This window comes from Kitasatospora sp. NPDC127116, assembly GCF_042677365.1.
GTDB classification, from domain to species: Bacteria; Actinomycetota; Actinomycetes; order Streptomycetales; family Streptomycetaceae; genus Kitasatospora; species Kitasatospora lactacystinica.
Window position 1 is genome coordinate 34272 of record NZ_JBHXTL010000079.1, and the last position, 12754, is coordinate 47025.

Genomic DNA, 12754 nt, shown 5'->3' on the forward strand with positions numbered 1-12754 from the left:
AACGGTCAGCAGGGGGGTTCGTAGGGGATACCCGGCAGGTGGCGCTCCCATGAGGTGCGGGTGAGGGCCTGCCAGGTGGTGGCGCAGACGGTGCGGGACAGGTCGTCCGGGCTCAGTGCGCGGAGTTGGACGGTGCCGTCCCGGCTCGTGGTCACCAGGTGTCTGCCGTCCTGGCTGTAGGTCAGGGCGGTCACCGGTCCCGCGTGGCCCGTCAGGGGTGTGCCGAGGGGGCGGGGGTGGGAGATGTCGCTGATGTCCCAGAGGCGTACGGTGTGGTCCTCGCTGCTCGTGGCCAGGGTCCTGCCCTGCGGATCGAGGGCCAGGGCGGTCACCTTGACGGCGTGGGCGGTGACGGCGGGACCGCGTGAGCGGGGTCGTGCCGGGTCGCCGATGTCCCACAGGTGGAGCCTCCCGTCCTGGTCACCGAGAATGAGAGTCGTTCCGGCGAAGGCCAGGGAGGTGACGGAGACGGGCGGACCCGATTCGACGGTGCCCAGCGGGGCGGACAGGGTGCCGGCCGGACGTGGCCGGGCCGGATCGCGGACGTCCCACAGGTGGACGCTCGTCTCCCTCGTGCCCTCGCCGGTTTCGACGGCGAGCACGGCTCCGTCGGCACTGAGGGCCAGGCGGCCGATGCCTACGCTGTAGTCGTGTGCCGCCCGGTCGGTGAGATCGACGAGGGTGGCCAGTGCACTCGGACGGCCCGGGTCCTTCACGTCCCACAGCTGTACCGACGTCCGGTCGTTGGTGAAGAGTGCACCCCCGTCCGGGGTGAAGATCATCTGATTGATCGTGTCCTGGTGTCCGGTCCTCGTGCTTCCCGCTGCCCGCGGCGAGGCCGGGTCGCGCAGGTCCCACAGCCGTAGGGTCTGGTCGGTCGTGGCGGCCGCGAGCGTCCGCCCGGCCGGACTGAACACCGCCGACCACACGTCCTTGAACAGGTGGTCGGCCCCGGTCCTGGCCCAGGTGCCCGCCGGGGTGGTCCGCAATGTCCGGATGCCCGGGGCACCGTCGTCACCGCGCACGGCGAGGAGTTCGCCGTCGGAGCTGATCGAGAGGCCTCCCGAAGGATCGCCCTGCTGCACCAGCCGTGATCCCGGCAGGCTCCACAGCCGGACCGTGCTGTCCATCCCGGCCGTCGCCAGAGTCGTGCCGTCGGGGCCGAACGTCAGGGAGCGGACGGCGTCACCGTGGCCGACGAGCGGGTTGCCGAGGGGGGTGATGTGCTCGGGCAGGGCCACGTTCCACAGGCGCACCGTTCCGTCGTCGCCTGCCGCGGCAAGTGTGGTGCTGTCGGGACCGAAGACGAGTTCGTGGCCGTTGCCGAGCCGGCCCGAGGGCAGGGGACCGGACGTCGGGGAGGATCCCGGCAGAGGTGTGCCGAGGGGCTTGGGGCGCGCGCGGTCGGTGACGTCCCACAGCCGGATGGTGCCGTCGTCGCCTGCGACGGCGAGAACGCGGCCGTCAGGGCTGTACGCAAGGGACGCCGGCAGGCTGCCGTGACCGGGCAGCGGCTCCCCCAGGGGTGCGGGAGCCGCTGGATCGCCGATGTCCCACCGGTGGACGGTCCCGCCACCGGCCGCCACGGCGACCTCCTTGCCGTCGGGGCTCATGCCGAACCAGCTCACGGTCGGCCGGTCCTCCGTCTTCAAGGCCGTGCTGCGCGGAGTGGGCGCGGTCGAGCCGGTCAGGTCCCATACCCGGACCGCGGCGTCCGTCGGGTTCGTGACCAGGACGCCCACGACCAGGACGTTGCCGTCCCGGCCGAAGCGCAGGCGGGTGACGATGCCGGTCTGGCCGAGCGGCTTGCCGAGCGGGGCCGGTGACGAGGGGACGGCCAGGTCCCAGACCCGGACCTGCTTGTCGTCGCCCACGGCCAGACGTCCGCCGTCGGGGCTGAAGGCGATCGCGTCGATGCCGCCGTTCGTCCTCAGGTCGGCCCCGGCCTTCGGGCGGGCGGGGTCGGTGACGTCCCACAGCCGGAGGTGTCCGTCGCTGCCGGCTGCCAGCAGCTTGCCGTCCGGGCTGAACGCGGCCGACAGGACACCGGTGTCGAGCCCTGGCAGCAACTCGGTTCGGGAGGCGGGGTGCCGCGGCTCGGTCGTGTCCCACAGCTCCAGGGCCCCGTGCAGCCCCACACCGGCCAGGAGCCGACCGTCCGGGCTGAACACCACCTCGCCGACCGGGTTCCGGTGGGCCAAGGCAGTCGACAGCGTCGACGCGGCATCGTTGACAAGTCGCGTGTACGCCTCCGGGTCCGCCTCGCGCATGCGGTGTGCGGCCAGGTCCAGTTGAGCAGCCAGCGACGGGTCGGTTCCCCTCAGATGGTCCGCCTTGGCCAGGATCTGGTGGAACACGGCGGTGTCGCGCTCGGACCGGGCCGTAAAGCTCTGCTGTACGGCGGCCGCCGCGGCGGCGACCGCGACAAGGACCAGAGCGCTCAGCACCGCGATCACCCGGTTACGGCGGGCGGCCACCCGGCGGGCCCGGTGTGCGGAGGCTTTCAGGAAGACAGTGGCGAGAGGGCCGGCCTCGTGGGCCACCCGCCTGGCCGCGACCAGACGCTCGCCTCGGTAGAGCATGCCCGGATCCCGGCCGTCGCGCTCCCAGGCCGCCGCGGCCTCTTCGAGGCCTTGGCGGACGAGCCGGTCGGCGCGGTCGGACTCGATCCAGGTCCGCATGCGGGGCCAGGCGCGGACGAGGGCTTCGTGCGCGATGGTGACGGCGTCGTGCTCCACGGTGAGCAGCCGGCCGACGGTGAACACCCCGACGAGGCCGGCAGGCAGGTCGGACCGGGCGACCCGGCGACGGGTGTCCTCCGCTCCGTCGCCGCTCTCACCGATTCGGACCAGCCGCAGGAACATGGCCTGGGCCGCTGACTGCCCTGCCGGGTCGAGGCCGGAGTAGATCCGCTCGGCGCTGGTTGCCACGGCCTGGCCGATCCCGCCGGTGGTGCGGTACCCGCTGACGGTCAGGGTGTTGCCCTGCCGCTGGTGCCAGACGGCCCGCAACGCGTGGGCCAGCAGCGGCAGTTGGCCGACTTCCCTCCCCGGCCACCCGAGGTCGGCCAGCATCAGCTCCACCAGCCCGGGCTCCAGGACGAGTCCGACCTCCTGGGCAGGGAAGAGGATGGCTTCCCGAAGGCCCTCCTGCGACAGCGGCCCGACGACGATCTGGCGGTGCTGCAATGCGGACCGCAGTTGGGGGTAGGTCACGCACTGGGAGTAGAAGTCGGACCGTAGGACGCAGACGACAAAGGCGGCGGGCTCCGGACCAGCGGCCAGAGCGTCCAGGAGATCGAGGAACGCTTGCCGCTGCAGCTCATCGGTGCACAGGGTGAACAGTTCTTCGAGTTGGTCCACGACCAACAGGAGCCGAGAGGTGCTGGACGACGCGCGCAGCACGGACGCAACCGCGTCCGGACCCGCCTCGATCGCGCGACGGGCCTCCGCGGCACTGACCCCGACGACCTGCTCCAACCGGGCAGTCAGTTCGTCGACCGGCCGCTCGGTGGGGGTCAGCAACAGCTGGCTCCAGCCGGCCGAACCGGGCAGGCGGCCTTCCGCCAGCGCCGGCAGCACCCCCGCCCGCAGTAGCGAGGACTTCCCCGCCCCGGAGGGAGCGACGATCACGAGCGGCCCCTCGGCGTCACGGTCGAGCTCGGCCAGCACCTGCGCGACGAGCTCGTCCCTGCCGAAGAACCACCGGGCATCGCCCGGCTCGAACGGCTTCAGCCCCGGGTACGGACACTGCGCGGCGGCATCCACGGGGGCCCGCCGGGTCTCGCGTACGCCGTCCAGGTAGTGCAGATGGACGTCGCCGGCCTCCGCCACGACCATGTCACGGCCGGACTGGTAGATCCTGGCCTCGTCGTTGGCCGCAGCACTCATCGAAAGTGGCTGCTCCGCCGCGTCCTCAGGCTCCTGCCACCCTGTGCCGCTCACCGTTCTACGACACGCTCGTCCCGGACGGCCCGGTGCACCCGCAAGACGATCGCGCCCACCCTCAGCTCCCCCCATCGGATCTGCCGCCTCATGATGCCACCGCAGGGACGGCCCCGCCACAGGGGAAGCGGGTCTGTCCATCGAGCGGCTCTGTCGCTCACTCGGTGGTGGCAGAGCACCGCGACTTTGCGCAAAGGGCTCCGAGTTCGAGACGATGCCGGTTACGGTCCTTACAGCAGTGTCTTGTTGATGTGGGGGGCGAAATGGATCCGGTCGTCCTGGCAGCGGGAAGCGCGCTGGTGAGCGCGATGGCAACCGACGGCTGGCAGCAGACCCGGGCCGCGGTGGTGGAGTGGTGGCGGCGCCGACGCCCCGACCGGGCCGATGGTGTCGGATCCGACCTGGAGGCAGTGCGCGCACAGGTACTGGCCGCACGGGAGCAGGGCGACGAGGACACCGAACAGGCTCTGGCGGGTGCCTGGCGCCTGCGGTTACAGCAGCTGATCAACGAGGATCCCGCCCTTGCCGACGAACTGCGGCGACTGTTGGACGAACACGTGGACCCGGCATTATCCGACGGTGAGCAGCCCCAGCATCGGCCGATCATCATGAAGGCAGAAGCCCGAGACAACTCCCGTGTGTACCAGGCCGGACGGGACCAGCACATCACCGGTTCTTGAACGGCTGCGAGAGGCGGTCGGATGCTCCCTCGCCAGGCGCGGAGTGGAACGGCGGGCCAGGGAATCCAGCGCTGAACAGCGCCGCTATGGACGAGGCCATCGGCCTACATCAAGGTTGAAGCGGCCGGTAGGTGTACGAGGCGGTGCTATGGCGGGCTGGGGCCCGAGTGAGGCAGCGCTGGCGGCGAGTGTGCCTGCCCAGCGCGGGGGTGCTGGCCGGAGTAGGGGTGCCTCGGGCCGGTGGTCAGGCGTAGGCAGGCAGCGGCAGGACGGGTCAAGCTGGTGCCGCGGCGGGTGCCGGTACCTGGTTGCGGGGCATTGCCGGCCGCGCTGATTCGGGGTGCGGCTGGTCGAGGGTGGTCACCGAGCAGTCGACCGGGACCACCGCGTGCCATGACGAACCGTCCGCCTCTGCGGCGGTGACGCGGACCGGCTGGTCGTGCAGGGCGGCCTTGACCCGGACCTCCGCGAGGGCGGGGCGGCGGACGTTGCCGCCCTCGGGAGGGTGCACCTCCTCGCCCTCGACCTGGGCTTCGCCGCTGATGGTGCAGACGGGGGTGACGGGAACGGAGTCGGGGCCATTCGTGGGCCGGCGGGCGCCGAGGCGTTCTGCGTGGGCCAGCGCGACGGTCGCGTCCTGCAGGGTGGCGAGGCGGCCGTGCCGTCCGGTCAGCACGAGATCGCAGAAGGCGAGGTGTTCGGATCGGAGGGCGTCGGCGCCGGTGACCTCGATGGTGCGGCCGGTGCGGGAGCCCACGATGGTCAGTGTGGCGGCGGCGGTGTCGGCGGTAATGCCGGCGCGTTCGGTGAGCACCGTGGTGGTGCGCTCACGTCGGGGCGGGAGCCGGTTGACGGCGTGGGCGGCGAGCGCGCCGTTGAGGAGTTCTCCGGTGATGATGGCGAGGTCTTCGGTGCCCGTGCCGGCGGTGGAAGCGGTGCAGGCCGTGATCCCGCGGTAGGGCTGGCCGGTGATCCAGGCGGTGTTGTCGAGGTCGTGGACGGCGAGGTCGAGGAGCACTCCGGTGTCGCTGGGGCGGGCGGCGGGGGCCTCGCGGCGGCTGGTGACCTGGAGCAGCTGCCCGTACCGGCCGGTGGCGAGGAGGTCGTGCAGGGCGAGGAGGGCGGGGTTGAAGCGCTCGATGTGGCCGACGGCGGCCGGGAGGGTCGCGCGGGTGAAGGCGTCGGTGACGCGCCGGGCGTCGGCCGTGGTGGCGGCGACGGGCTTCTCGATCAGAGCGGGGATGCCGGCTGCGGCGAGTCGGAGTGCGACGGGTTCGTGGAGTCGGGTGGGACAGGCGATGACGGCGTAGTCGATGCCGAGGGCGAGGAGACTGTCGGTGTCGCGCAGGACGGGCGCGGGCGCGTCACCGTTCTCGGCGTTGGGGTCGGCGATGCCGACCAGATCGACGCCGGGGATGTCGGCCAGGGCACGGGCGTGGTGACGGCCCATCGCTCCCAGCCCGATGAGCCCGGCACGCAGGGCCCGGGCAGTCACCGGGAGGCCTCGATCGGGACGGAGGCGGCGGCCGCCTGCACGGCGGTGGCGATGCGGTGCAGGTCCTCGTCGCGCAGGTGGGGGTGGACGGGCAGGGAAAGGACCTGTCCGGCGGCCAGGTCGGTGTGCGGGAGAGACCAGGGGCCGGTGTCCGCGTACGGGGCGAGGCGGTGGATCGGGGTGGGGTAGTACACGCCGGTCTCGATGCCGTGGGCGGCGAGGGTGCGCTGGAGGTGTTCGCGGTGGCCGGTGGGAGTGCGCACGGTGTACTGGTGCCAGACCGGGTCGGCACCGGCGGCCGCGGCGGGAAGGGTGAGGGCGGTGCCGGCGAGGAGGTGGGTGAGGACGGCGGCGTTGGCGCGGCGCCGGGCGGTGGCCCGGGCCAGGCGGGTGAGCTGGACGCGGCCGACGGCGGCCGAAACGTCGGTCATCCGCCAGTTCCCGCCGACGATCTCGTTGGCGTAGCGCTGCTCCATGCCTTGGTTGCGCAGCAGTCGCAGGGTGCGGGCGATGGCGGGGTCGGGCGTGCAGATCATGCCGCCCTCCAGCGAGTGCATGTTCTTGGTGGGGTAGAAGCTGAAGCAGCCGGCCTGGCCGAAGGTGCCGACGTGGCGGCTGTTCAGGGTGGCGGCGTGGGCCTGGCAGGCGTCCTCGACGATCGCGATCCGGTAGCGGGAGGCGATGGCCCGGAGGTCGTCCATGGCGGCGGGGTGGCCGTAGAGGTGGACCGGGAGCAGCGCGGTGGTGCGCGGGGTGATGGCGGCGGCCGCGGCGTCGGGGCGGAGGCAGTACGTGGCGGGGTCGATGTCGGCGAAGACCACGTCGGCTCCGGTGAGGCGGACGGCGTTGGCGGTCGCGGCGAAGCTGAAGGAGGGAACGACGACCTCGTCGCCGGGGCCGATGCCGAGGGCGAGCAGTGCCAGGAACAGGGCGGACGTGCCGCTGTTGACGGCCACGCAGTCGAGGCCGCCCGCGGCGGCGCGGGAGAACTCGTCCTCGAAGGCGGCGACCTCGGGGCCCTGGACGATGCGGCCGCTGCGCAGGACGCGGGTGGCGGCGTCGATCTCCTCGGGCCCGATGGTCGGCTCGGACAGCCGGGTGATGGGCGCGGTGGCGGTGGCCATGGGTGTGGTCCCTTCCGGTCCGGGCGGGCGGGTGGTCCGAGGGTCCTCCGCACTCACCGTCCCCAGGTCGCCGACCAGGCCGAATGGAGAACTCTCGCCGGAGGGCTGGCGCAGGGCCGGGCGGGACTCAGCCAGGCGGGCTTGGAACCTCCGGGCGCTGCGTCGGAGGCAGCAGGCGCCCGGCGGTCGGAAGACGCGAAGGCTGCCGGGCGTTGGGCAGTGCGCCACGGGTGGTGAGGAAGTCGACGAGGTTCTTCACCTCGGGGAGATGCCCGTGGCGGGCTTCCATGTGCTGCAGGCGATCGGCGCGTGACAGGTCCGTGCGCGTGGTCCATACGCGGACCGCGTCGACGATATGACGCAGCGTCTGCCGGGGGAAGTTGCGGCGGCGCAGGCCGATGAGGTTGACCCCGCGGATCGCCATACCGTCCAAGCCGTCCGCGATGGTGTAGGGCGGGACATCGTGATCGACCTTGACCATCGCGGTGACGAAGGCGTGGGTCCCGACGTGCAGATTCTGGACGACGAACACCATGCCGCTGAGGTTGACGAAGTCGTCCAGACGGCAGTGGCCTGCGATGCAGGAGCCACTGGACACCACGCAGCCGTTGCCGATCACGCAGTCGTGCCCGATGTGCACGGAGGCCATGATCAGACAGTCGTCACCGATCCGGGTCGTGCTTGAAGCCGTACTTCCCCGGTGGATCGTCACCGTCTCCCGGATCTGGTTGCGGTCCCCGATCACGAGCATCGGCTCCGCGTCGACCGGCCGGCTTCGGGTCTGGGAAGGACCGCCCAGGCAGGCGAACGGGAACACCTGGTTGTCCTCCCCGATCACGGTGGGCCCCTCGACCCAGACATGGCCGATCAGGTTCGTGCCACGCCCGACGCGCACATCGGGGCCAATGATGCACATGGGCCCGACGGTCGCCTCGGGGTGCACCTGGGCATCTGGATGCACCACTGCTGTGGGATGGATCACATCGGCGAACCCTAGCCGCCCGAGCCGAAGCCAACGCAACTGCGGCTAGCCCGATCGGGGGAACAGGAGCCCCGATGGACGGGAGCACGGCGCAGGCCTGAGCCTGGACGCCACCCACCTGGACGCCTTCAGCGGTGATGGGCCATCCATGGCATGCGACCCCACGCTGTGGACGCTTGGCCGGTGCTGCGGCGCCTGGCGAGGCAAGGGCTGCTGCGCGCCCGCCGGGCTCGCCCCGCCGCCCGGCAGGGAGCCGGACGCCTGCGGCTGCCGGCCGGGCTGCGGCTGCTGCTGAACACCCAGGTGATCCGCGCGTCCGTGGTCGTACCGGCGCGCGGATCCGGGGTTCGGGTCAGGCGAGCGGTCCGGTGGACCGAGGTGTCGCGGCGGCGGACGGGAGGGCCGACGGCGGGGCGGCCGGCGGGCGGCCGCCGCAGGTGCCCGTGGAGTACAGGTCGTTGGAGGTCCGCTGCATCGCGGCGGGGTCGGACAGGTCGTACCGGTTGATCGAGGTGGCGAACTGCCGCTTTCCGGTGACCTCGCCGACCATCAGGGTGTTGTAGCCGGGGATGCCGCCGCTGTGTCCCCAGAACTCGCCGCAGGGCGTGGTCATCCGCTGGAGTCCGAGGCCGTAGCCGACGGCCTCGCCCGGGCCGCTGGTGCGCTTCATCTCGGCGAGTTCGGCCGGGCCGAGCAGTTGTCCGCCGAGCAGGGCGGAGATGAAGCGGGTGAGATCCGCGGTGGTGGAGATGCCCGCCCCGGCCGAGGATGCCATCGACGGGTTGAGCAGCGTCACGTCGGCGGGGCCGGTGGCGAGCTTGTAGTAGCCGTGCGCGTGCGAGCCGGGAATGAAGGGCGAGTCGATGGGCATCGAGGTGCTCGTCAGACCCAGCGGCCGGATGATGCGGCGGTCCACCTCCTGCGCCCAACTGCGCCCGGTGAGGCGTTCGATGATCATGCCGACGAGCACGTAGTTGGTGTTGGAGTAGTGCCAGCCCTGTCCGGGGGCGAAGTACGGCGGGTACTTGTTCGCGATGTCCACGAGTTGCTGCGGCCGGTAGGACGTCCAGCGCCCACCTGCCAGCCACTGCCGCAGCGTCGCCTCGTTGCCGACGTCGAACGCCGGGTCCTCGGTGAAGTCGTGGATGCCGCTGGTGTGGTTGAGCAGTTGGCGCACGGTGATGCCGGCGCCGTTCGGCACCACGTTCGGCAGGCGGCTCTCGACGGAGTCGTCGAGGCCGAGTCGGTGTTCCGCGACGAGTTGGAGGACCACCGTCGCGACGAAGGTCTTGGTGACGCTGCCGATCCGGAACCGGCCGGCCGGATCGGCGGGGGCGCCGGTGGCCAGGTCGGCCACGCCGGCCGCACCCTTCCAGGCCGTGGAGCCGTTCTCCCGGACACGGGCCAGCGTCGCCGCCGCGCCGCCCTCCCGCACCATGGCCCGGACCACCGCGTCCAGGGCCGCCCCGTCCGCTGTACGCGCCCCGCCCGCCGCCACCCGGTAGGGCGCCACCGGGGCGTCCGTCGCGCCGGCGGCCGGAGCCGAGGTCGCCAGCAGGCCCGCGCCGGCGAGTACGACGACCACCGACCGCCCGGCCGTGCCCCGCCACCGCCGACCCTTCGATCCGATCCTCCCGGGCCTCGGATCCGCCGCTCCGTCCGCCATGCCGTCCTCCCGAATCCGACCGACGAATGCCGTCAACATCCGTCTCGACAAAGACAGTTGACACAGTGCCAGGCGGCCTCGACGCGAGGCGTCCGCCTCAGGTCCGGAGCGTGTCCGCCCCGCGGCCCATCTTCCCGCCCGTGGAACTCCACCTCAGGTCGAAGGCCGCCCCCGACGGATCCCTGAGGCCTCGGCCGATCGAGCGACCAGCGACGTGAGACGTGAGACGTGGGACGTGGGACGTGGGACGTGGGTTGTCGAGCTCATGCCTCGCCGGTCGGGGAGGCCGGGAAGAGCCGGGCCGGTTCGAAGGGGCGCCGAAAACCGTCCCGTAGGCCGTAGATCTACCCCGTGCCCAGGATGCGGGGACAGGGCGGTTGGGACGGCTGGAGACACCTTTGCGGGACAGCTTTTCCGATGGATTCCTTGCGCGGCCGGCGCACGAGACACATCCGGTGGACCTGATGTGTCTCTATCTGATGCACGGTTCGGTCGAACGGATCCCCGGACTGTTGGTCGATCGGGAGAAGCTGTCGTTCGAGTACCTGGGTCGGCACGTCCGTACTGAGAACCGCTCCAGCCGCGGCGACGCGGACCTGTTCTCGCTCTGGATCAGGACGAAGGTCCGAGGGCGGCCGTACGGCTTGGAGTTCAGGGTCTGTTTCATCGCCGGCGAGCCCTGTGCCGACGCGGAAGTGCTTCGTGAACCGACGGACGCCGCCCGGCCGTTCATCGGCCCCGCCGGACCCATCGCGGGGGAGGCCCTGCCGGGTGCCCCGCGGCTGGCCGCGCACCCCCGACCTGGGGCGCCGCGGACCCCGCGACATCAAAACGTAACGTCTCCGTGAGAAGTCGTCGGGCGTAAAGTCTTCCCCAAGTCCAGCCCAATCTGGCATGTTTCCTTCAATTCCCGTGCGATCCCCCTCACGCACGGGCCGATTAGGAGGACACGTGTCACCCCTGATATCCCGGCGGCTCGGCCGCCCGGCCGCAGCCCTCGCCGTGCTCTCGGCCATGGCGCTCGCCACCCCCACCGCGTTCGCGACCGCCGCCACCACGACCACCACCCCCACCGTCCCCGGTGCCGTCTCCGCGCCCGCCGCCCAGACCCCCGCCGCCCAGGCCCCCGCCGTCGCGGGCACCGCGGCCGGCTGGGCCGCCGGTACCCGCGCCTACCTGGTGATCAGCGCCCCCGCCGACATCGCCGCCGCCAAGACCGCCGTCGCCGCCAAGGGCGGTACGGTCTTCGCGAGTTACGACGCGATCGGCGTCATCGTCGCCCACTCCACCAGCGCCGGCTTCGCCGCCGCGCTGCGGACCGTCACCGGCATCCAGCAGGTCGGCGCGACCCGCACCTCCGACGTGCCGGCCGACGCCTACAACCCGGCCCTGCCCGCCAACCCCGCCCAGGCGGCCACCACGCTCACCGAGTCCAACCGCTGGGACATGACCCAGATCAAGGCCGACCAGGCCTGGAACGTCACCACCGGCTCCCCGACCGTCAAGGTCGGCGTGCTCGACACCGGCGTGGACGACCAGCACCAGGACCTCGCACCGAACTTCGACGCCGCCGACTCGGCCTCCTGCGCCTACGGCAAGCCCGACACCCGCACCGGAGCCTGGCGCGACGTGGACACCCACGGCACCCACGTCGCCGGCACCATCGCGGCCGCGAAGAACGGCAAGGGCGTCATCGGCGTCGCACCGGGCGTGAAGATCGCCTCGGTCCGGATCGCCGAGCCGACCAGCACCCTCTTCTACGCCGAGAACACCGTCTGCGGCTTCGTCTGGGCCGGCGACCACGGCTTCAAGGTCACCAACAACAGCTACTACACCGACCCCTGGCAGTTCAACTGCCCGAACGACCTCGACCAGGCGGCCATCATCGAGGGCGTCAAGCGCGCCCAGGAGTACGCCGAGGGCAAGGGCTCGCTGCAGGTCGCGGCGGCCGGCAACTCCGACTACGACCTGGCCAACAAGACCACCGACAGCGAGAGCCCGAACGACTCCACCAAGGTCACCCGGACCATCAGCAACGCCTGCCTCGACATCCCCACCGAACTCCCCGGCGTGGTGACCGTCGCTGCCACGGGCAGCGGCAGCGGCAAGGCCTCCTACTCCAACTTCGGCCAGGGCGTCATCGACGTCGCGGCGCCCGGCGGCGACGGCGCCACCGGCGTCTACTCGACCCTGCCCGGCGGCAAGTACGGCACCAAGAGCGGCACCTCGATGGCCTCCCCGCACGTCACCGGGGTGGCCGCGCTGATCGCGAGCACCAACCCGTCGCTCACCCCGGCGGACATCCGGGCCCGGCTGGCGAGCCAGGCCAACGACCTGGCCTGCCCCGCCTCCGACAGCCGCTGCACCGGCACCACCGCCGTCAACGGCTTCTTCGGCGAGGGCCAGGTCGACGCGCTGAAGGCGGTCGGCGGCGCCACCCAGCCCACCGGCACGTACTTCGAGAACACCGCCGACGTGGCGATCCCCGACAACACCACGGTGGAGAGCCCGATCACCGTCACCGGCGTCAGCGGCAACGCCCCGGCGGCGCTCAAGGTCGGCGTGGACATCAAGCACACCTACCGCGGCGACCTCGTCCTCTCCCTGGTCGCGCCCGACGGCACGGTCTACCTCCTGGAGGACTTCCCGAACAGCGACAGCACCGACAACGTCGCCAAGACCTACACCGTCAACGCCGCCGCGAGTGCGGCGAACGGCACCTGGAAGCTCCGGGTGAAGGACGGCGCCTCCGGCGACACCGGCACGATCGACGCCTGGAACCTCACCTTCTGAACCTGCTGAACCTTCTGAACCCTTTGGCCCCGCCGTTCCCCCCGGCCGCCCGACGCCCGAGCGCGTCGGG

Annotated in this window: 7 protein-coding genes; 2 read left to right on the forward strand and 5 right to left on the reverse strand. The window is 71.8% G+C overall.

What is annotated here, in order from left to right; genetic code table 11:
* Window positions 1-5: 5 nt before the first annotated feature.
* Window positions 6-3890, reverse strand: a complete 3885-nt coding sequence (locus tag ACFVHV_RS28075) for an NACHT and WD repeat domain-containing protein (RefSeq protein WP_380354487.1) — start codon at window positions 3888-3890, stop codon at window positions 6-8.
* A 317-nt stretch (window positions 3891-4207) separates the two neighbouring features.
* On the opposite strand from ACFVHV_RS28075, the gene ACFVHV_RS28080 reads away from it, so the two are divergent.
* A complete protein-coding gene (locus ACFVHV_RS28080) occupies window positions 4208-4624 on the forward strand; it encodes a hypothetical protein (protein WP_380354490.1) in 417 nt (138 codons plus the stop codon).
* Window positions 4625-4898: 274 nt separating this feature from the next.
* On the opposite strand, the gene ACFVHV_RS28085 is transcribed toward ACFVHV_RS28080, so the two are convergent.
* The 4 genes from ACFVHV_RS28085 to ACFVHV_RS28100 form a co-directional block, all read right to left on the reverse strand.
* Window positions 4899-6119: a Gfo/Idh/MocA family oxidoreductase gene (locus ACFVHV_RS28085; RefSeq protein ID WP_380354492.1), complete on the reverse strand. Its 1221-nt coding sequence runs from the start codon at window positions 6117-6119 to the stop codon at window positions 4899-4901.
* Window positions 6116-7243, reverse strand: a complete 1128-nt coding sequence (locus ACFVHV_RS28090) for a DegT/DnrJ/EryC1/StrS family aminotransferase (RefSeq protein WP_380354495.1) — start codon at window positions 7241-7243, stop codon at window positions 6116-6118. The genes ACFVHV_RS28085 and ACFVHV_RS28090 overlap by 4 nt, the downstream gene beginning before the upstream one ends.
* Before the next feature lie 127 nt (window positions 7244-7370).
* Window positions 7371-8225 (reverse strand): acyl-ACP--UDP-N-acetylglucosamine O-acyltransferase, encoded by an 855-nt coding sequence (lpxA, locus tag ACFVHV_RS28095; RefSeq protein ID WP_380354498.1) that lies wholly within the window; start codon window positions 8223-8225, stop codon window positions 7371-7373.
* 352 nt (window positions 8226-8577) lie between these two features.
* Window positions 8578-9810: a serine hydrolase domain-containing protein gene (locus ACFVHV_RS28100; protein ID WP_380354501.1), complete on the reverse strand. Its 1233-nt coding sequence runs from the start codon at window positions 9808-9810 to the stop codon at window positions 8578-8580.
* A gap of 1083 nt (window positions 9811-10893) precedes the next feature.
* Here ACFVHV_RS28100 and ACFVHV_RS28105 point away from each other — a divergent pair.
* Window positions 10894-12684: a S8 family serine peptidase gene (locus ACFVHV_RS28105; protein WP_380354508.1), complete on the forward strand. Its 1791-nt coding sequence runs from the start codon at window positions 10894-10896 to the stop codon at window positions 12682-12684.
* The last annotated feature ends 70 nt before the right edge of the window (window positions 12685-12754 follow it).